We start from the raw sequence: 19,377 nt of genomic DNA on the forward strand, positions 1-19,377 counted from the left end.
TTCCCTCTCAGCCCAGCAGGACGTCGTCGTCGCCCAGCCGCTTCAGCTCGCGGTAGAGGATGGCGAGGCCGGTGACGATGGCGGCGGCGGACACGGCGGCGTCGATCAGGCGCAGCGTGTCACTCTCCACGCGGGCCTTCTTGGCCTGCTTGGCGACACTGACCGCACCGAACGCGGTGGTGGCCATGGACAGGTACAGACCGGACTTGGACTTCTTGAAGTCCTTGGCCTTCGACAGCTTGCTCACAGCGACGGTGCCTCCTCCAGAAGCGGGTGCCCCCACTTTTCCACGAAGGCCGCCTCGACGGCCGCCCCGACCTTGTAAAGACGGTCGTCCTTCAGCGCCGGCGCGATGATCTGCAGTCCGACCGGGAGGTTGTCCTCCGGGGCCAGACCGCAGGGCAGCGACATGGCCGCGTTGCCCGCCAGGTTCGTCGGGATCGTGCAGAGGTCGGCGAGGTACATCGCCATCGGGTCGTCGGCACGCTCGCCGATCGCGAAGGCGGTGGTCGGCGTCGTCGGGGAGACGATGACGTCGACCTGCTCGAAGGCCTTCTCGAAGTCGCGCGTGATGAGCGTGCGCACCTTCTGGGCGGAGCCGTAGTACGCGTCGTAGTAGCCCGAGCTCAGCGCATACGTGCCGAGCATGATGCGGCGCTTCACCTCGGGACCGAAGCCCGCCTCACGGGTGAGCGACGTGACCGCCTCGGCGGAGTTCGAGCCGTCGTCGCCGGTCCGCAGGCCGTAGCGCAGGCCGTCGAAGCGGGCGAGGTTGGAGGAGCACTCGGAGGGCGCGATCAGGTAGTACGCGGAGAGCGCGAGGTCGAAGGACGGGCAGTCCAGTTCGACGATCTCGGCGCCCAGCTCCCTGAGGAGGGCCACCGACTCGTCGAAGCGCTGGATGACACCGGCCTGGTAGCCCTCGCCGCGGAACTGCTTGACGACGCCGACGCGCATGCCCTGCACGCTGCCGTTGCGGGCGGCCTCGACGACCGGCGGGACGGGCGCGTCGATCGACGTCGAGTCCAGCGGGTCGTGGCCGGCGATGACCTCGTGGAGCAGGGCCGCGTCCAGGACCGTACGGGCACAGGGCCCGCCCTGGTCGAGGGAGGACGAGAAGGCGACCATGCCGAAGCGGGAGACCGCGCCGTAAGTCGGCTTCACACCGACCGTGCCCGTCACGGCGGCCGGCTGGCGGATGGAGCCGCCGGTGTCGGTGCCGATGGCGAGGGGCGCCTGGAAGGAGGCGAGCGCGGCGGAGGAACCGCCACCCGAACCACCGGGGATCTTGGTGAGGTCCCAGGGGTTGCCGGTCGGGCCGTAGGCGCTGTTCTCGGTGGAGGACCCCATGGCGAACTCGTCCATGTTGGTCTTGCCGAGAATGACGACGTCAGCGGCCTTGAGGCGCTTGGTGAGGGTGGCGTCGTACGGCGGAATCCACCCTTCCAGGATCTTCGAACCGACGGTCGTCGGAATGCCCTCGGTGGTGAAGATGTCCTTGAGCGCGAGGGGGACGCCGGCCAGCGGGCCGAGCTTCTCGCCCCTGGCCCGCTTCTCGTCCACGGCGCGCGCCTGCGCCAGGGCGCCTTCGCGGTCGACGTGCAGGAAGGCGTGCACCTTCTCGTCGACGGCCTCGATGCGGGCCAGGTGGGCCTCGGCGACCTCGACGGCCGTGAGCTCGCCGGAGGCGATCTTCGCGGCGGTCTCGGCGGCGGTGAGCTTGATGATGTCCGTCATGACTTCTTAGTCCTCCCCCAGGATCTGCGGCACCTTGAAACGCTGCTGCTCCTGGGCCGGGGCGCCGGAGAGCGCCTGCTCGGGGGTGAGCGACGGACGGACCTCGTCCACGCGCATGACGTTCGTCAGCGGGAGCGGGTGCGAGGTCGGCGGTACGTCTTGGTCGGCGACCTCGCTGACGCGGGCGACCGCGCCGATGATGTCGTCCAGCTGGCCGGCGAAGTGTTCAAGCTCTTCGGGCTTCAGCTCCAGACGCGCCAGCCGGGCGAGGTGGGCGACCTCCTCGCGCGTGATGCCAGGCATGCAGCGATCCTCTGGGGTGAGAGTTTGTGGTTTGGGGCCAATCCTATGGGGCGGGGACGTGTGGCCGCGCAACGGTTTCCCGGCCCCGCGCCGGTCGGGCCCGGCCGGCGCTCACTCACCGACGCTGCCGGCCCCGGACCTCGCTCCTCGGGGGACATGTCGCGAACCCCCGGTGACGGTGTGGCGCAGAGCTGTTCGGAGTTGTTCAGGCGACGAAGAGCAGGGCGGCGCTGATGAGGACGACGGCCGCCGTGGCGAAGTGGATCCCGAAGGCCACGGCCTTCGTGCCGCCGTGCCGCAGCACTATCAGTGTGTCGGAGAGCGGCACGATCGCCACGGCGAGCATGAACCACGCCTCGGCGCGGGCGCCGACGAAGAACAGCAGCGCCAGGCCCACCACGCCGAAGGTGCCGTCCCTCACGCCCTTGATCGAGAGATAGGCGCCGGCGTCGCCGTCCGGCCGGGCCGGGACGCCGTAGCCGGTGGCGGCGGAGCCGGGCTGGAACAGGAACCGGTACCCGAGGAACAGGCAGAACAGATTGAGCACGACGGCCAGGGTGTAGGCGGTCACGGTCATGGTCTTGACTCCTCGCTAGCAACGCTAGGGACGAGAGCGAAGCTAGCAGAGCGGCGACAAGATGGCTAGCACTGCTAGAATTTCTGGCATGTCGATCCAGACGCGCAAGGAGCGCGAACGAGCGGAACGCGAGCGGCTGATCGTCACGGCGGCCCGTGAGCTGGCGGAGGCCGAGGGCTGGGAGGCGGTCACCACGCGCCGCCTGGCGGCGGAGATCGAGTACAGCCAGCCCGTCCTCTACAGCCACTTCAAGGGCAAGGACGCGATCATGGCGGCGGTGGCGTTGCAGGGCTTCGCGGAGCTGGCCGCCGAGTTGCGTACGGCCCGGACGGCGGCCAAGGGCACGCGCGGGGCGCTTGCGGCGGTGGGCGAGGCCTACACGGCGTTCGCGCGGCGCCGACCGGCGCTGTACGACGCCATGTTCACCCACCGCGTCGACCTGCCGTTCGCCACGTCCGAGTCCCCGGCGCCACTGCAGGAAGGCTTCGGCGAGCTACTGCATGCCGTCGAACCGATCGCGGCCGCGGGAGACGATCCTGGCCTGCTGACGGAGACGTACTGGGCGGGGCTGCACGGCCTCGTGACGCTGATGCGCAGCGGGCGACTGCCGGAGGGGGCGCACGAGCGGAGGCTGGAGCTGCTGACGGAGCACTTCAGCGCGGGGGCGCTTCGCTGATGGGGCCGCGATGGGGAGTGCCGCGATGTGCCGTCTTTCGTCTGCAGGCCCGTCGTGGCGTGTCGCGCCCACGCGGCGGAGCCGCATATCGATACAGCCCCGCGCCCCCAAAGGGCGCGTTGACGTTACTCGGCGGCGGGAAGAGCTGCCCTTGGGCGCTGCCAACCCCGTGATCCGCGCGCCCGCAGCCAGGCCGTCGTCTCTTCCGCGGGCATCGCCGCGGCCACCAGCCAGCCCTGCACTGCGTCGCAGCCGAGGTCGCGCAGCCGTTCCCACGTCTCGTCGTCCTCGACGCCTTCGGCGACCACCAGCAGCCCCAGCGAGTGCGCCAGATCCACCGTGCACCGCACGATCTCCGCGTCCTCGGTGTCCACCGCGAGCCGCGCCACGAACGACCGGTCGATCTTCAGCTCGCTCACCGGCAGCCGTCTGAGGTGGACCAGTGAGGAGTACCCCGTCCCGAAGTCGTCCAGCGACATCTTCACGCCGTGCCCGGTGAGCCCGGCGAGTGTGTCGGCGGCCCGCTGCGGGTCCTCCAGGAGGACGTGTTCCGTTATCTCCAGCTGGAGGGCTCCGGCCGGAACCCCGTGCCGGGCGAGCCGCGCGGCGACCGAACCGGCGAACCCGGGAGTGTGGACATCGCGCGGCGAGACGTTGACGGCTACGGGCACGTACAGCCCCTGCGACCGCCACTGCGCGACCTGCCCGAGCGCCGTCTCCAGCACATACTCCGTCAGATGCGGCATCAGCCCCGACGACTCGGCGATCGCTATGAACTCGTCCGGCGGCACCTGCCCGCGTTCGGGATGCATCCAGCGGACCAGCGCCTCCAGCCCGGCCACCTGTCCGTCGAAGCGGACCTTCGGCTGGTAGTGCAGCTCCACCTCGTGCGCGTCGAGCGCCCGGCGCAGATCCCCCAGCAGACCCAGCCGGTCGGGGGTGTTGGAGTCCCGCTTCGACTCGTAGACCTCTACGCCCGTACGGTCCCGCTTCGCCTGGTACATCGCCACGTCCGCGCGCCGCAGCAGCCCCTCGGCGTCGAGCGCGTGGTCGGGGAAGACGGCTACGCCGGCGCTGGCCTCCAGGACCAGGGTGAGCCCGTCGAGGTCGAGCGGGGAGCTCAGGGCGGCGACGAGATTGCGGGCGACCCGGGTCGCGGACGTCGTGGAGTCGGCGACCGGCAGTAAGACGGCGAACTCGTCGCCGCCGAGCCGCGCGGCCTCCGCTCCGCGCGGCAGGGCGAGCCGCAGCCGGTCGGCTATCTGCAACAGCAACCGGTCACCGGCGAGATGACCGAGCGTGTCGTTGACCGATCGGAACCGGTCGAGGTCGATCAGCATCAGGGCGGACCGGGCGCCGATGCGCTCGGCGTCGTCGAGCGCGGTCCAGATGCGCTCCAGCAGCCACTGCCGGTTGGGCAGCCCGGTCAGCGGGTCGCGCAGCTGCTCCTCGGCGCGGGCCCGGGCGATCCACAGGGTGGAGTCGAGGGCGATGAGCGGGATGGAGAACAGCGGCAGCAGCAGGGGCTTGGCGACGGCGACCACGCACACCAGCGGCGCGATGCCGAGCAGCGCGACCGCGACCAGTCCCTGCCTGACCAGGGCGGTACGGGCGACGGTGGGCAGGCCGCCGCGCGGGGCGTGCAGATACCAGAGCAGGACGCGCGTGACCACGAGATAGGCGGCGGCGACGAGCACCACGCCGGGGGCGGTGTAGAGCGTCCAGCTGTCGGGGTTCCAGGGGTGCTCGACGGTCGGTACGCGGCCGAACGCGGCCAGCACGAGGGCCCCGGCGGCGATGCCGAGGATGTCCACCGCGCCGTGCAGCACGCCCTGCCGCCAGCGGTTGCGGCGGGCGATGCCGACCAGCACGACGACGGTGAGGCTGACCATCCCGGCGGGCACCCAGCCGTACAGCATCAGCACGGCGAGGGTGAGGGCGGCGCCGGAGCCGGTGCCGCCCCACCAGCGGGCGCGTCCGAGCGCGACCAGGTGGCCGACGATGACGCCGGTCAGCACGGCCAGCGACCAGCCGACCGTGCCGGACGGGAAGAGGGCGTGACTGCCGCTGAACGCCTGGTAGAAACCGGCTCCGAGGACGAACCCGGCCGCCGCGACGATCGATGCCGGCAGCGCGGGCCAGGACAGGTGCCGTTCATGCTCGGAGTCCGGCAGCCCGGCGGTGGGCTCGGCGCCGAGCTGCACGCCGGCGCGGCCGTCCGTCGCGGTGTGCTGCCCGGCGGCGCTCCCCGCGCCTCTTTCCGCCCGCGAACGCTCCGCGGTGCGCGCCACCCACTCCCGCCACGCGCCGGTGATCCGGCGCAGCCGTGAGTGGGGGGCGGCGCTCTCGGTCGGTTCCATTCCCGTCCCTCTCACAGCCGGCGGTGCCCACGCCACGCGGCCCGATGCCCGACAACAACCCTCAACGGCACCGCGTTGGAAAACCCTTCCCCTCGCTCTGCAAAGCCCTCTCAGAGCAAGGGGATGCCCCAACCGCAGCTGGGCACGGCAGGCGCACCCCTCAACAGTAGGCCGCAGAAGGCTTCCTCGGGCAACGGTCGCCGACGGTTGCCCGAATGCGCCCCAGCCACCCGTATGCATCTGGTATGCGCCGATCGGGGGGCCTTCAACCGCTACTCCTCTACGGGGAGGGCAACTTCGGCCGCCGCTTCGGGCCCGTCGTCAAGGAGGACTTTGAAGCCGTCCTCGTTCAGGACAGGCACCTTCAGCTGCATGGCCTTGTCGTACTTGGACCCTGGACTGTCGCCGACGACCACAAAAGATGTCTTCTTCGAAACGGAGCCGGTCACCTTCGCTCCGCGACTTTGCAGCGCCTCCTTGGCGCCGTCGCGGGTGAACTGCTCCAGCGTGCCGGTGACGACGACGGTAAGCCCTTCCAGCGGGCGCGGTCCCTCGTCCTCGCCGGTCGACTGCTCCTCCAGCGGAACCCCGGCGGCCTTCCACTTGCGGACGATCTCGCGGTGCCAGTCCTCGGCGAACCATTCCTTGAGCGCGGCGGCGATGATGGGACCGACACCGTCGGTCGCCGCCAGCTCCTCTTCGGTGGCCTGCTCGATACGGTCGACCGAGCGGAACTCACGCGCGAGGGCCTGGGCCGCCACCGGCCCGACGTGCCGGATGGACAGCCCGTTGAGGAACCGGGCCAGCGGGCGCTGCTTGGCCGCCTCGATGTGCTCCAGCAGCGCGAGGGTGTTCTTCTTCGGCTCGCCCTTCTGGTTCGCGAAGACCGTGACGACCTTCTCCTCGCCCGTCTTGGGGTCCCTCTTGGGCAGGCCGCTGTCCTGATCGAGGACGTAGGCCTTGATGGGCAGCAGCTTTTCCACCGTGAGATCGAACAAGTCGCCCTCGTCGACCAGGGGCGGGTCGGCCGGTTCCAGCGGGCGGGTGAGCGCCGCGGCGGCCACGCCGCCGAAATGCTCGATGTCCAGGCACTCGCGGCCCGCGAGATAGGAGACGCGCTCTCTCAACTGAGCGGGGCAGGTACGGGCGTTGGGGCACCGGAGGTCGATGTCGCCCTCCTTCATGGGCCTGAGCGCCGTACCGCACTCGGGGCACTCGCTCGGCATGACGAACTCCCGCTCGGTGCCGTCGCGCAGGTCCACCACCGGGCCGAGGATCTCCGGGATGACGTCCCCGGCCTTGCGGATCACCACGGTGTCACCGATCAGCACGCCCTTGGCCTTGACGACCTCCTGGTTGTGCAGGGTCGCGAACTCGACCTCACTGCCCGCGACCGTGACCGGCTCGACCTGGGCGTACGGCGTGACGCGGCCGGTGCGGCCGACGCCCACCTTGACGTCGATGAGCTTGGTGTTGACCTCTTCCGGCGCGTACTTGTAGGCGATCGCCCAGCGGGGCGCCCGGGCGGTGGAGCCGAGGCGGCCCTGGAGCCGGATCTCGTCCAGCTTGACGACGGCGCCGTCGATCTCGTGCTCGACGGAGTGGCGGTTCTCGCCGTCGTAATGGGCGATGAACTCCCGCACGCCGCCGAGGTCGTCCACGACCCGGTTGTGCCGCGAAGTGGGCAGGCCCCAGGTCTTGAGCAGGTCGTACGCCTCGGAGAGGCGGGTCATGCCCGTGAAGCCCTCCAGGGCGCCGATGCCGTGGACGACCATGTGCAGCGGGCGGGTCGCGGTGACGCGCGGGTCCTTCTGGCGCAGCGAACCGGCGGCGGCGTTGCGGGGGTTGGCGAAGGGCTTGTCCCCCGCGGCGACCAGGCGCTCGTTGAGTTCGAGGAACTTCTCCATCGGGAAGTAGACCTCGCCGCGGATCTCCACCAGGGCGGGGACCTCGTCGCCCTTGAGGCGGTCCGGGATCTCGGCGATCGTCCGGACGTTCGGAGTGATGTCCTCGCCGGTACGGCCGTCGCCGCGCGTGGCAGCGCGCGTGAGCCGGCCGTTCTCGTACGTCAGGTTGACGGCCAGACCGTCGACCTTCAGCTCGCACAGGAAGTGGTACTCCTGATCGCCCAGTTCCCGCGCGATCCGGTCGGCCCAGGCGGCGAGTTCGTCGTCGTTGAAGGTGTTGTCGAGCGACAGCATCCGCTGGCGGTGCTCGACCGCCGTGAACTCCGTCTCGTACGACCCCGCGACCTTCTGGGTGGGCGAGTCCGGCGTACGCAGCTCCGGGTACTCCTCCTCCAGCGCCTCCAGAGTCTTCAGCAGCTTGTCGAAATCCGCGTCGCTGACGACCGGAGCGTCCTTCACGTAGTACCGGAAGCGGTGCTCCTCGACCTGCTCCGCCAGCTGCGCGTGCTTTTCGCGGGCCTCGGCGGGCACCGCCGTCGTCTCCGCTTGCTTGTCGCCGGCCACCGTGTTGTCCTCCCGTTACTCTGGGTTGTCCGCGAGGGATCTCGCCGCCCGGACGCAGTGGGCGAGAGCCCTGCGCGCGTACTCCGGGGAGGCCCCCGCGAGTCCGCACGACGGCGTGACCGTGACCGCCTCCGTGAGAAGCCCCGGTGACAGCCCCAGCCTGCGCCACAACGTCCTGACACCCATGACGCTACCGGCAGGGTCTGACAATGGGCCGTCCGTGCCCGGGACGACACCGGCGAAGAGCCGGGTGCCGCCTTCCACCGCCTCGCCGATCGCGTCGTCGTCACGCTCGGTGAGGAGGGAGAAGTCGAAGGAGATCGCCGCCGCGCCCGCCCTGCGCAGCAGGCCGAACGGGACGTCCGGTGCGCACGAGTGGACCACGACGGGGCCGTCGCCGTGAACCCCGACGACGTCGCGGAGGGTGGCCTCGACGATCTGCCGGTCGACGGCGCGGTGGGTCCGGTAGCCGCTGGCGGTCTTGACCTGGCCGCGCAGTACGGCGACGAGGGAGGGCTCGTCGAGCTGGAGGACGAGCTGGGCGCCGGGGACTCGGCGGTGGACCTCCGCAAGGTGCTGGCGCAGGCCTTCGGCGAGGGAGGCGGCGAGGTCCCGGCAGGCGCCGGCGTCGGAGAGCGCTGCCTCGCCGTTCCTCAGCTCCAGTGCGGCGGCCAGCGTCCACGGGCCCACGGCCTGGACCTTCAGCATCCCCTCGTACCCCTGGGTGAACTCCTCCAGGGCGTCGAGGTCCTCCCTCAGCCAGGACCTCGCCCGCTTGGTGTCCCGCCCCGGCCGATCCCCGATCCGCCAGCCGCTGGGCTCCACGCGCGCGTACAGCTCGACGAGCATCCCCGCGGTCCGGCCGATCATGTCCGCGCCGGGGCCGCGGGCGGGAAGCTCGGCGAGGAACGGGAAGTCGCCGAAGGACCCGGTGCCGGTCTTGGCGGCCTCACGGGCGTCGCCGCCGGGCATGGAACCGATGGCTGTGGCAGGGGCGAAGGTGAACGGGCTGTTTTCACTCACCCGGGAAGCCTATGCAACCTTCCGGTACCGGCTTCCCCCCTGTGGCTTCCAGGACCGCCTTCGCCCCTCCGGCCGGTCAGCGCCCCGGCCGCACCGTCAGGTCGTTCACCTCAGCGTCCCTCGGCAGGTCCAGGGCCATCAGGATCGTCGTGGCCACCGACTCGGGGTCGATCCACTTCGAGGCGTCGTACTCCTTGCCCTCCTGCTGATGCACCTTGGCCTGCATGGGGCTGGCGGTGCGGCCGGGGTAGACGCTGGTGACGCGGACGCCGCCCGCGTGCTCCTCGTGGCGGAGGGAGTCCGCGAGGGCCTTCAGGCCGTGCTTCGACGCGGCGTACGCGGACCAGTCGGCGTGCGCGTTGAGGCCTGCGCCGGAGTTCACGAAGACCACATGGCCGCGGGTGGCGCGCAGTTGGGGGAGGAAGTGGCGGGTCAGTTCGGCCGGGGAGATCAGGTTGACGTTGAGCTGGTGGCGCCAGGCCTTCGGGGTCAGGTCGCCCACCGGGCCCAGGTCCACGACCCCGGCGATGTGCAGCAGGGAGTCCACCCGGTCCGGGAGGGACTGGTGGGAGAAGGCCCAGGACAGCTTGTCCGGGTCCGCCAGGTCGCCGACGAGCGTCCGCGCGCCGGGGAACTCCGCCGCCAGTTCCTTCGCGCGGCCCGCGTCGCGCGCGTGGAGGACGAGTTCGTCCCCGCGCGCGTGCAGGCGGCGGGCGACGGCCGCGCCGATGCCGGATCCGGCTCCGGTGATCACATGTGTAGCCATGCCCGCCATGCTCGCATCAGCGGGAACTCACTCCACGCCCTGGCTCTCCTCCAGGTAGGCCAGCGCCCCGACCGGCTCCTCGGCGAAGAACACCAGGTCGGTCAGCGGGCGGGGCAGGAAGCCCTCGTCCTCCATGCGGCGGAACTGCTCCTTCAGGCCGTCGTAGAAGCCCGCGGTGTTGAGCAGCACCACCGGCTTGTCGGTGTGGCCGTGCTTCTTCAGCTCCAGGATCTCGGTGGCCTCGTCGAGCGTGCCCGTGCCGCCGACCATGATCACCACGGCGTCGGCCTTCTCCAGCAGCAGCCTCTTGCGCTCGGCGAGGTCCTTGGCGATCACCATCTCGTCGACGCCCGGGCGGGCCTTGGCGGCCAGGAACTCCACGGAGACGCCGACGAGGCGGCCGCCCGCCTCCTGCACCCCGTCCGCGACGACCTTCATCAGCCCGACGTCGGAGCCGCCCCAGACGAGCGTGTGCCCGCCCTTGCCCAGCAGTTTCGCGAACTCGCGCGCGGGGTGCGTGTAACGGTCGTCGAGGTCGGCGGCGGAGAGGAAGACGCAGATTCGCATGAGGCCACCGTACGCGGGAAGAACCAGGCGCCCGCGAGCGCTTTCCGGGTATGGCTGATGGACACACGATCACGATCGAGCAGGGCACGCGACGCGTACGGGTCGTTCACGGCGACCAGGTCCTGGCGGAGAGCGACCGCCCCCTCGTCCTGCGGGAGACCGGCTGTCCGGTGCGTTACTACATCCCGGCCGAGGACGTACGACTCGACCTGCTCACTCCCTCCGACACGCACACGTACTGCCCGTTCAAGGGAACGGCCTCCTACTGGTCCCTGCCGGACACGACGGACCTGGTCTGGGCGTACCCGGACCCCAAGCCGGACGTGGCCGAGATCAAGGACCACCTCTGCTTCTACGACGTCGAAGTGTCGTGAGCGATTAGTTCCGTGCCGTAGGGCAGTCTCCACAGGCATGGACAAGAAGACCATTTCGGCCGACGGCACCTCCATCGCGTACGAGATCCGCGGCGAGGGTCCGGTGGTGATCCTCGTCAGCGGTGCGATGTCCACCGGGGGCACCGTGGCGCCGCTGGCCGTGGCTCTGGCGGACCGTTTCAGGGTCGCCGTGTACGACAGGCGCGGGCGCGGTCAGAGCCGTGACACGCCGCCGTACGCGGTGGAGCGCGAGGTCGAGGACCTTGCCGCGTTGATCGAGGCGGTGGGCGGGGAGGCGGCGCTGTGCGGCGTCTCGTCGGGCGGCGCGCTGGTGCTGGAGGCGGCGGCGAGCGGGCTGCCGGTGCGTCAGGTCGCGGTGTACGAGGTGCCGTTCGCCGTCTACGAGGGCGGCGCGAAGGAGCGAGCGGAGTACACCGAGCGGCTCACGGAAGCGCTCGCTCAGGGGAGTCGTGGGGACGCCGTCGAGCTGTTCTTGCGGCTGACCGGGATGGCCGAGCAGATGATCCAGGGTGCACGCCAGTCCCCCATGTGGCCCGGCATGGAGAGGATCGCGCCGAGCCTCGCCTACGACAACGCCGTGATGGGCGACGGCCTGGTGCCCCGGGACCGGCTGGCCTCGATCGGCATCCCGGTGCTGGCCGTCGCGGGCAGCGCGAGCCCCGCGTGGATGCACGAGGCGGCGCGGGCGGTCGCGGAGACGGTGCCCGAGGGGGCGTATCGGAGCCTGGCGGGGCAGACCCACATGGTGGAGCCGGAGGTGCTCGCGCCGGTGCTCGCGGAGTTCTTCGGGAGGTGACCCTGGGCGGCCTCAGACCGCCGTCGGAGTCGCCCGAACCGTGGACGCGATCGTCGCCGAGCCCACCACGCGCGTGTCGTCGTACAGGACGATCGCCTGGCCGGGGGCGACGCCGCGGACCGGCTCGGTGAAGGTGACCTCCAGGGAGCCGTCGATCAGTTCGGCGGTCACCTCGGTCTCGCCGCCGTGGGCGCGCAGCTGGGCGGTGTAGGTGCCGGGGCCGGTCGGGGCGGTGCCGCACCAGCGGGGCTTGATGGCGGTCAGGGCGGTCACGTCCAGCGCGGACGCCGGGCCGACCGTCACCGTGTTGTTCACCGGCGAGATGTCGAGGACGTAGCGCGGCTTGCCGTCGGCGGCCGGGGTGCCGATGCGCAGGCCCTTGCGCTGGCCGATGGTGAAGCCGTACGCGCCCTCGTGCGTGCCGAGCCTGGCTCCCGACTCGTCGACGATGTCGCCCTCCGCCTTGCCGAGGCGGTTCGCGAGGAAGCCCTGGGTGTCTCCGTCGGCGATGAAGCAGATGTCGTGCGAGTCGGGCTTCTTGGCGACCGCGAGGCCACGGCGCTCGGCCTCCGCACGGATCTCGTCCTTGGTCGTCAGCGTGTCGCCGAGCGGGAACATCGCGTGCGCCAGCTGCTTCTCGTCCAGGACGCCGAGGACGTACGACTGGTCCTTGGCCATGTCGGAGGCGCGGTGCAGTTCGCGGGTGCCGTCCTCGTTGAGGACGACCGTGGCGTAGTGGCCCGTGCAGACGGCGTCGAAGCCGAGGGCCAGCGCCTTGTCCAGGAGGGCCGCGAACTTGATCTTCTCGTTGCAGCGCAGGCAGGGGTTCGGGGTGCGGCCGGCCTCGTACTCGGCGATGAAGTCCTCGACGACGTCCTCGCGGAAGCGGTCGGCGAGGTCCCAGACGTAGAACGGGATGCCGATGACGTCGGCGGCACGGCGGGCGTCGCGGGAGTCCTCGATGGTGCAACAGCCCCGCGCGCCCGTGCGGAAGGATTGGGGGTTCGCGGAGAGCGCGAGGTGGACGCCGGTCACGTCGTGGCCCGCTTCGGCGGCGCGGGCGGCGGCTACGGCGGAGTCGACCCCGCCGGACATGGCGGCGAGGACGCGGAGGGGGCGGGAGGGCTGCGCGGTGTCAGTCATAACCCTTCCAGGGTAAGGGGGCGCGGGAACCAGGGCTCCCGAGTATCCGTTGACGATCACATGGGACAGCGGAAGGCCTCGAAGGACGGCGACCGGAAGGTCGGTCGTCGCGCGTTGCTCATCGGCGGTACGGCGGCCGCGGTGGGCTCGGCCGTGCTGGCCCGCGACGAGCTGGCGCGCCTGTGGTGGCGGGTGCCCGGCGTGGAGAAGCCACGCAAGGAGGGCGAGGTCGACTACGCCGGGGCGCGCTGGGTGGCGGCGTCGGACGCGAACTGGCGGCGGGCGGACCGGCCCGACGACTACGGCATCGACATGGTGATCATCCATGTCACCCAGGGCAGCTTCGACAGCGCGGTGAAGGCGTTCCAGGACCCGGAGCACGGAGCGGCCGCGCACTACATCGTCCGCAAGGACGGCCACGTCACACAGATGATCCGCGAGCTGGACGTGGCGTACCACGCGGGCAACCGCGACTACAACGAGCGCAGTGTCGGCATCGAGCACGAGGGCTTCGTGGAGCGGCCGCAGGACCTCACGGACGAGATGTACGAGGCGTCCGCGCGGCTCACGGCCCGGATATGCGCGCGCTACGACATACCCGTCGACCGCGAGCACATCATCGGGCATGTGGAGGTGCCGGGGACCGACCACACGGATCCCGGGGAGCACTGGGACTGGGACCGGTACATGAAGCTGGTGCGGGCGGCGCGTACGGCGGCGCCCGCGTAGCGCGCTAGGTGAGCCCTGCCGCCCGTGCCCGTTCCACCGCCGGGCCGATCGCCTTGGCGACCGCTTCGACGTCGGCCTCCGTGGAGGTGTGGCCGAGGGAGAAGCGGAGCGTGCCGCGGGCCAGGTCGGGGTCGGTGCCGGTGGCCAGGAGGACGTGGCTGGGCTGGGCGACGCCCGCGGTGCAGGCGGAGCCGGTGGAGCACTCGATGCCCTGGGCGTCCAGGAGGAGGAGCAGGGAGTCGCCCTCGCAGCCCGGGAAGGTGAAGTGCGCGTTGGCCGGGAGACGGCCGTCGGATGCCGGGTCGCCGCCGAGGATCGCGTCCGGCACCGCCGTACGGACCGCCTCGACGAGGGCGTCGCGCAGGGTGCCGATCTCGGATGCGAACCACTCGCGCTGTTCGGCGGCGAGGCGGCCGGCGACCGCGAAGGAGGCGATGGCGGGGACGTCGAGGGTGCCGGAGCGGACGTGGCGTTCCTGCCCGCCGCCGTGCAGGACGGGGACGGGGGTGTACTCACGGCCGAGGATCAGGGCGCCGATGCCGTACGGGCCGCCGATCTTGTGGCCCGACACCGTCATCGCGGCGAGGCCGGAGGCGGCGAAGTCGACGGGGACCTGACCGAAGGCCTGGACCGCGTCGGCGTGCAGCGGGACGTCGAACTCCCTTGCCACGTCGGCCAGTTCACGGACCGGCATGACGGTGCCGATCTCGTTGTTGGCCCACATCACGGTGGCCAGGGCGATGTCGTGGGGGCTGCGGGCGATGGCCTCGCGCAGAGCGTCCGGGTGGACCCGGCCGTGGGCGTCGACCGGGAGGTACTCGACGGTGGCGCCCTCGTGTTCGGCGAGCCAGTGGACGGCGTCGAGTACGGCGTGGTGTTCGACGGGGCTGGCCAGGACGCGGGTGCGGGTCCGCGCCGGGTCGGCGTCGCGGCGGGACCAGTACAGGCCCTTGACCGCGAGGTTGTCGGCCTCGGTGCCGCCGGAGGTGAAGACGACCTCGCTGGGGCGGGCGCCGAGCGCTTCCGCGAGGGTCTCGCGGGCCTCCTCGACGGTGCGCCTCGCGCGGCGGCCGGATGCGTGGAGGGAGGACGCGTTGCCGGTGACGCTCAGCTGGGCGGTCAGCGCCTCTGCCGCCTCCGGGAGCATGGGGGTGGTCGCGGCGTGGTCGAGGTAAGCCATGGTGGCGACGATTCTACGGCGCCCTGGTGGGCGCCCCCGAGCCAAGGGCCCCGGGTGGCAGCAGCCGCTGGAAGCTGCGGGACGACGTCCGCTAGAAGCTCCAGGACAACGTGCTGTCCATCTGCATCAGCGTCACCAGGACCAGCAGGTCAGCGACGCCCAGCCCCATCCCCAGGTAGGCGCGGCCCTTGCGGGCGGTGCCGCGCCAGAGGGACGCCGCTGCCAGGACGATGGCGGTCGGGCCGAGGAAGACGTTGAAGACCAGGAGGCCGAGGAGGCCGAGGATGAAGGACGCCACGGCCATGCCGTCGGCGTCGCGGGTGCGGGTGCCGGGGCGGGGGGTGGCCGGTGCGGTGAGTTGCATGATTGTCAGCTCCTGAGGAGTCGGTTCGGTCCGGTCGATGGGGTCAGTTGCGGCGGGCGTGACGCTCGCGGGCGGCGAAGATGCCCAGCCAGACGGCGATCACGGCGGCGGCGACAGCGGTGAAGGTGAGCGGTGCGTGGGCCACGGCGCCCAGCAGCACACCCAGCAGCAGGAGTGCGGCGACGAGGAACAGCATGGGTCGGATCCCCCTTCGAGATCTCTCTTTCGGCGATCTCTCTCGTTACGTTTCGGTGAACAGTTGTAGTAACAGTTGTTCACTGACTCCCAAGTCTAGCGTGCCCCACGGCTTTTCAATTCCAGAGAACAGTTGTTAACTGCATGGCATGAGTCACACCCTCGGCATTCGGCAGGCCCAGAAACAGAAGACCCGACAGGCGCTCCTGGACGCGGCGTTGGGACTGCTGGAGGAGCAGAGCCTGAGCAGTCTGGGCCTGCGCGAGGTCACGCGCGAGGTCGGCGTCGCCCCGACCGCCTTCTACCGGCACTTCCGCTCCACCGCCGACCTCGGCGTCGCTCTCGTCGAGGAGGCGCTGGGCAGTCTGCACCCGATGATCCGCAAGATCGTCACCTCCGCCGGCGACAGCGACCTGCGCATAGAACGCGCCGTCGAGCTGATCGCCCGGCATGTCGACACACACCCGGCCCACGTCCGCTTCATCGCCCGGGAACGGCACGGCGGGGTGCAGTCGGTGCGCGAGGCGATCCAGGACCAACTGGCCCAGTTCGCCGAGGAGGTGAAGGTCGCGCTCACCAAGGACCCGGTCTCCCGGGGCTGGGGCGACGACGACCTCCTGATGCTGGCCAACCTCTACGTCGACCAGATGCTGATGACGGCCTCCCTGTTCCTGGACGCCCTGGAGGAGCCGGAAGAGGAGCGGGAGCGCGTCGCCCAGGTCGCGACCCGTCAGATGCGGCTGATCAGCATCGGGCGCGAGCACTGGCTGGACTGAGCACCGGCAACACGACGCAACACGACAGGGCGGCACCCCCGTTCACCGGGAGTACCGCCCCTGACGCAAGTCGTCCCGCGTCAGCTCTTGGTCGCCGACGCCGCCGCGCTCGGTGCACCGCTCGGGGCGCCACCGGGCGCCCCGGACGGCGGCCGGCAAGACGACGACTGCCGACCGGAGTTGCCACTGTTCGAGTTCTTACGACGAGTCGCCGGATCCGCAGGCCCCCAGGGCCAGGGGCGAGAGCGCCAGCAGGGCCACGGCGGGGAGAAGACGCGCACGCTTCATGAGAAACAGCTCCATGGAAGATGAGGAGAGTCCTTGGAGCCGGAACTCAACCAACGCCGCTCAGGGCTTCCTTGAGGTCCTGCTGTCGATCACCTGTGCGCCGGGCAAAGCACCGCCCAAGAGGCCTCGCCGACCTGCGCGTTCCCTCGGAGCCTCGCGCCACTCGCTGGTACAGGCCCGTGACACAACGGGGCCTCAGCCCAGCCGCACCCGCGCCAGCTGCCTCGACTGGGCCACCAGCCGGTCCGCGCTGTCCCAGACCTCCGCGTCCTCCTCCAGGAACCCGCCCGCGAGGTTGCGCGTCGTGATCGACACCCGCAGCGGCCCCGGGGCCGGGCGGCAGCGTATGTGGACCGTGAGTTCGACCGTGGGGACCCAGCCGGAGATGCCGATCTCGAAGGCGGTCGGCGGCAGGGCGTCCACCGCGAGCAGCAGGGACAGCGGGTCGGCGTCGCGGCCGTCGGCGAGGCCGAACCAGGCCCGCATCTCGCCCTTGCCCGAGGGCTGGCCCAGCGCCCAGCCCAGGGTCGACGGGTCGAGCTTGAGCATCAGGCGGTCGGCGATCGCCGAGCTGCCCGACACCGGTGCCGGACCGTCCTCGGGGCCGAAGCAGTGGCCCATCGGCGGGATCGCGGGCGGCTTGGCCGTCGTACGAACGTCGTCGGGGAGGGCGTCGAGGTCGCCGTAGGAGGCGAGGACGCGGATGCGTTCGACCTCGTTGCCCTGGTCGTCGTACTGGAAGAGCGAGGCCTGGCCGGTGGACAGGGTGCGGCCCGTGCGGACCACGTCCGTGCGGACGACCGCCGGGCCCGGTTGGGACGCGGTCAGGTAGTGCGCGGAGATGGTGAACGGGTCGCCGTGCGGCAGGGCGTCCGCGAGGGCGCGGCCGAGGACGGCCAGCAGATAGCCGCCGTTGACGGCGCTGATGATGGTCCAGCCGGCGGAGAGGTCGATGTCGTAGACGCCGGGTTCGCGCAGGGTGAGCGCGGTGTCGCGGTCGAACTCGCTGTCGCCGATCGTGGCCCGTGGGGCCGTCGGTGCGGAGGCTGCTTCTGGCATGGATGAACGGTACAACAGCAAACTACTAAGCGGTAGCTTTTCGCTCTCCGTGCAGGCCGAAAGGCATTGAGACCTGGGCAACTTTTCGGTAAGTGTCCCTGGTCGCCCGAAACCCGGAGCCCGTTCTCGCCCTCTATGAGGACATGAGTCTCACCGGGACCCCGTTCCTCTACACGCTTGTCACGCTGTGCGCCGTGGCCGTCGTGCTGCCGCTGGTCCTCTGGTCGCGAGTGCGCGGGCCCAGGGTCGTGCGGACCGTCGCCAGAATGCTGATGGTGCTGTTCGCCCAGGGCACGGCGGTCGCCCTGGTGTTCACCATGGTCAACAACTCCAACCAGCTGTACGACAACTGGGGCGACCTGCTCGGCACCAGCGACCATGTCGCGGAGGCGGCCGACCTCGGGGTGAGCGGGACCGGCGGGATCGCGCTGGAGAAGCTGCCCAAGGTGCGGCAGACCTTCAAGCCGGCCAAGGGTCCGGGCATGCGCGCGGAGGGCGGTGTACTCGTCACGCAGCTCAAGGGCCGGGTGTCCGGGGTGCACGCCGAGGTCAACGTCTGGCTGCCGCCGCAGTACCACGAGCCCGCCTACCGCAATCACCGGTTCCCGGTGGTCGAGGTGCTGCCGGGCTACCCGGGCTCGTCGAAGGCCTGGTACGGGACGATGGACGCGCCCCAGCAGCTGGCGCCGCTGATGCGCAGCGGGCAGATCGAGCCGTTCATCATCGTCTCGCCGCGCACCACGCTGCTGCCGGGCAAGGACACCGGCTGCGCGAACATACCCGGCAAGGTCAACGCCGACAGCTGGCTCAGCATCGACGTGCCGAAGATGGTCATGGACAACTTCCGGGCCAAGGCCGCGCCGGACGGCTGGGCGGTCGCCGGGTACTCGGCGGGCGCGCACTGCGCGGCGAAGCTGGCGGTCGCCCACCCCGACCGTTACCGGGCCGCGGTCAGCATGTCGGGGTACAACGACCCCTCCGCCGTACCCCAGTCGCTGGCCGGCAGGTCCCGGGCGCTGCGGGCGGCGAACAACCCGTACATGCTCCTGAAGAACGCCCCTGTCCCGCCGCGCGTCGCGCTCTACATGTCCGGTCAGCCCCGCGACGGGTACGAGGCGGCGATGGCCCTCAAGCAGGTCGCGAAGGCGCCGACGACCGTGAACGTGGTGTTCGTCCCGAAGAACGCGGGCGGCCACACCATGGCGCTGTGGAAGCCGCAGGTCGTGCCCGCGTTCCGCTGGCTGACCGAGGTGATGGGGACGCAAGCCAGGGCCGGCACGGAGTCGGGGACTACTCCTCGCGCACCGTCGACCGCCGGTTCCAGGCACGCGGAGCTCGCCAGTGGAACCGCATCGCGAGAAGACGCAGCACGAAAGCCGTGACGGCCGCGAAGGCGCTGGTGAGCGGGGTCAGGGCGTCGTAGCGGATGCACAGGACGACCATCGTGGCGCCGACCATCGCCGGGACCGCGTACAGGTCGCGGTCCCAGCGCAGCAGGGACGGCACCTCGTTGGCCAGGACGTCGCGCAGCACACCGCCGCCCACGGCGGTCGCGAGGCCCAGGCAGGCGGAGGCGGTGAGGCCGAGTCCGTACTCGTACGCCTTCGTCGTCCCGGCGACGCAGAACAGACCGAGGCCCGCCGCGTCGAAGACGTTCACGCCGGTCTGGATGCGCTCCACGTGCGGGTGGAGGAAGAAGACGAGAAGCGCGGCGAGCAGCGGGGTGAGGAAGTAGCCCAGGTCCGTGAAGGCGGCCGGCGGTACGGCACCGATCACCACATCCCGGAACAGCCCGCCGCCCAGGGCGGTGACCTCGGCGAGGACGGCCATGCCGAAGATGTCGAAGTTCTTGCGGACGGCCAGCAGCGCGCCGGAGATCGCGAAGACGAAGATGCCGATCAGGTCGAGCGTGTGCTGGACGGACGGGCTGAACAATTGCTGGAGCACCCGTACATTCTTGCGCAGCGCAAAG

21 protein-coding genes are annotated in these 19,377 nt (G+C 70.8%); 6 read left to right on the top strand and 15 right to left on the bottom strand.

Annotated features, from left to right (window positions below):
* Positions 1-7: 7 nt before the first annotated feature.
* From POF73_RS30370 to POF73_RS30385, 4 genes are all read right to left on the bottom strand, one after another.
* Positions 8-247, bottom strand: coding sequence for a hypothetical protein (locus POF73_RS30370; RefSeq protein ID WP_031485323.1), 240 nt, complete (start codon positions 245-247; stop codon positions 8-10).
* A complete protein-coding gene (gatA, locus tag POF73_RS30375; protein WP_272121875.1) occupies positions 244-1,737 on the bottom strand; it encodes an Asp-tRNA(Asn)/Glu-tRNA(Gln) amidotransferase subunit GatA in 1,494 nt (497 codons plus the stop codon). The genes POF73_RS30370 and gatA overlap by 4 nt, the downstream gene beginning before the upstream one ends.
* A gap of 6 nt (positions 1,738-1,743) precedes the next feature.
* Complete coding sequence (gatC, locus tag POF73_RS30380) at positions 1,744-2,040, bottom strand: Asp-tRNA(Asn)/Glu-tRNA(Gln) amidotransferase subunit GatC (RefSeq protein WP_031485327.1); 297 nt, start codon at positions 2,038-2,040, stop codon at positions 1,744-1,746.
* A gap of 205 nt (positions 2,041-2,245) precedes the next feature.
* Positions 2,246-2,617: a DUF4267 domain-containing protein gene (locus tag POF73_RS30385; RefSeq protein ID WP_272121878.1), complete on the bottom strand. Its 372-nt coding sequence runs from the start codon at positions 2,615-2,617 to the stop codon at positions 2,246-2,248.
* 88 nt (positions 2,618-2,705) lie between these two features.
* Between POF73_RS30385 and POF73_RS30390 the strand changes: the two genes are divergently transcribed.
* Positions 2,706-3,293 (top strand): TetR/AcrR family transcriptional regulator, encoded by a 588-nt coding sequence (locus tag POF73_RS30390; protein ID WP_272121880.1) that lies wholly within the window; start codon positions 2,706-2,708, stop codon positions 3,291-3,293.
* 125 nt (positions 3,294-3,418) lie between these two features.
* On the opposite strand, the gene POF73_RS30395 is transcribed toward POF73_RS30390, so the two are convergent.
* The 5 genes from POF73_RS30395 to POF73_RS30415 form a co-directional block, all read right to left on the bottom strand.
* Positions 3,419-5,653 carry a putative bifunctional diguanylate cyclase/phosphodiesterase gene (locus POF73_RS30395; RefSeq protein ID WP_272121882.1) on the bottom strand — a complete coding sequence of 745 codons (2,235 nt, stop codon included), beginning with the start codon at positions 5,651-5,653 and terminating at the stop codon, positions 3,419-3,421.
* Between the two features lie 272 nt (positions 5,654-5,925).
* On the bottom strand, positions 5,926-8,124 hold the full coding sequence (ligA, locus tag POF73_RS30400) for an NAD-dependent DNA ligase LigA (RefSeq protein ID WP_272121885.1): 2,199 nt from the start codon (positions 8,122-8,124) through the stop codon (positions 5,926-5,928).
* A 15-nt stretch (positions 8,125-8,139) separates the two neighbouring features.
* Complete coding sequence (locus tag POF73_RS30405) at positions 8,140-9,147, bottom strand: methionine synthase (protein ID WP_272121887.1); 1,008 nt, start codon at positions 9,145-9,147, stop codon at positions 8,140-8,142.
* A gap of 76 nt (positions 9,148-9,223) precedes the next feature.
* On the bottom strand, positions 9,224-9,922 hold the full coding sequence (locus POF73_RS30410) for an SDR family oxidoreductase (RefSeq protein ID WP_272121889.1): 699 nt from the start codon (positions 9,920-9,922) through the stop codon (positions 9,224-9,226).
* A gap of 18 nt (positions 9,923-9,940) precedes the next feature.
* Positions 9,941-10,480, bottom strand: coding sequence for a TIGR00730 family Rossman fold protein (locus POF73_RS30415; RefSeq protein WP_272121891.1), 540 nt, complete (start codon positions 10,478-10,480; stop codon positions 9,941-9,943).
* 50 nt (positions 10,481-10,530) lie between these two features.
* On the opposite strand from POF73_RS30415, the gene POF73_RS30420 reads away from it, so the two are divergent.
* On the top strand, positions 10,531-10,854 hold the full coding sequence (locus POF73_RS30420) for a DUF427 domain-containing protein (protein WP_272121893.1): 324 nt from the start codon (positions 10,531-10,533) through the stop codon (positions 10,852-10,854).
* Between the two features lie 37 nt (positions 10,855-10,891).
* Positions 10,892-11,671 (top strand): alpha/beta fold hydrolase, encoded by a 780-nt coding sequence (locus POF73_RS30425; RefSeq protein ID WP_272121895.1) that lies wholly within the window; start codon positions 10,892-10,894, stop codon positions 11,669-11,671.
* A 12-nt stretch (positions 11,672-11,683) separates the two neighbouring features.
* On the opposite strand, the gene mnmA is transcribed toward POF73_RS30425, so the two are convergent.
* Positions 11,684-12,814: a tRNA 2-thiouridine(34) synthase MnmA gene (mnmA, locus tag POF73_RS30430; RefSeq protein WP_272121897.1), complete on the bottom strand. Its 1,131-nt coding sequence runs from the start codon at positions 12,812-12,814 to the stop codon at positions 11,684-11,686.
* A gap of 60 nt (positions 12,815-12,874) precedes the next feature.
* Here mnmA and POF73_RS30435 point away from each other — a divergent pair, with 60 nt between their 5' ends.
* A complete protein-coding gene (locus POF73_RS30435; protein ID WP_272121899.1) occupies positions 12,875-13,543 on the top strand; it encodes an N-acetylmuramoyl-L-alanine amidase in 669 nt (222 codons plus the stop codon).
* Positions 13,544-13,547: 4 nt separating this feature from the next.
* Here POF73_RS30435 and POF73_RS30440 read toward each other — a convergent pair whose 3' ends face one another.
* The 3 genes from POF73_RS30440 to POF73_RS30450 all read right to left on the bottom strand — a co-directional run bounded on the left by POF73_RS30440 (position 13,548) and on the right by POF73_RS30450 (position 15,283).
* A complete protein-coding gene (locus POF73_RS30440) occupies positions 13,548-14,723 on the bottom strand; it encodes a cysteine desulfurase family protein (RefSeq protein ID WP_272121902.1) in 1,176 nt (391 codons plus the stop codon).
* Positions 14,724-14,814: 91 nt separating this feature from the next.
* A complete protein-coding gene (locus POF73_RS30445) occupies positions 14,815-15,087 on the bottom strand; it encodes a DUF4190 domain-containing protein (protein WP_272121904.1) in 273 nt (90 codons plus the stop codon).
* 43 nt (positions 15,088-15,130) lie between these two features.
* On the bottom strand, positions 15,131-15,283 hold the full coding sequence (locus POF73_RS30450; protein ID WP_272121906.1) for a hypothetical protein: 153 nt from the start codon (positions 15,281-15,283) through the stop codon (positions 15,131-15,133).
* A gap of 148 nt (positions 15,284-15,431) precedes the next feature.
* Between POF73_RS30450 and POF73_RS30455 the strand changes: the two genes are divergently transcribed.
* Positions 15,432-16,058 (top strand): TetR family transcriptional regulator, encoded by a 627-nt coding sequence (locus POF73_RS30455; protein ID WP_272121908.1) that lies wholly within the window; start codon positions 15,432-15,434, stop codon positions 16,056-16,058.
* A 483-nt stretch (positions 16,059-16,541) separates the two neighbouring features.
* On the opposite strand, the gene POF73_RS30460 is transcribed toward POF73_RS30455, so the two are convergent.
* Positions 16,542-17,405 (bottom strand): thioesterase family protein, encoded by an 864-nt coding sequence (locus tag POF73_RS30460; RefSeq protein ID WP_272121910.1) that lies wholly within the window; start codon positions 17,403-17,405, stop codon positions 16,542-16,544.
* 143 nt (positions 17,406-17,548) lie between these two features.
* On the opposite strand from POF73_RS30460, the gene POF73_RS30465 reads away from it, so the two are divergent.
* Positions 17,549-18,787, top strand: coding sequence for an alpha/beta hydrolase (locus POF73_RS30465; RefSeq protein WP_272121912.1), 1,239 nt, complete (start codon positions 17,549-17,551; stop codon positions 18,785-18,787).
* On the opposite strand, the gene POF73_RS30470 is transcribed toward POF73_RS30465, so the two are convergent.
* The gene (locus POF73_RS30470) at positions 18,696-19,352 is read right to left on the bottom strand and encodes a trimeric intracellular cation channel family protein (RefSeq protein WP_272121914.1); all 657 of its coding nucleotides are present in this window, start codon (positions 19,350-19,352) and stop codon (positions 18,696-18,698) included. The genes POF73_RS30465 and POF73_RS30470 overlap by 92 nt on opposite strands.
* Between the last annotated feature and the right edge of the window lie 25 nt (positions 19,353-19,377).

The sequence above is a fragment of the Streptomyces sp. HD genome, from assembly GCF_028369295.1.
In the GTDB taxonomy this organism is placed as follows: domain Bacteria; phylum Actinomycetota; class Actinomycetes; order Streptomycetales; family Streptomycetaceae; genus Streptomyces.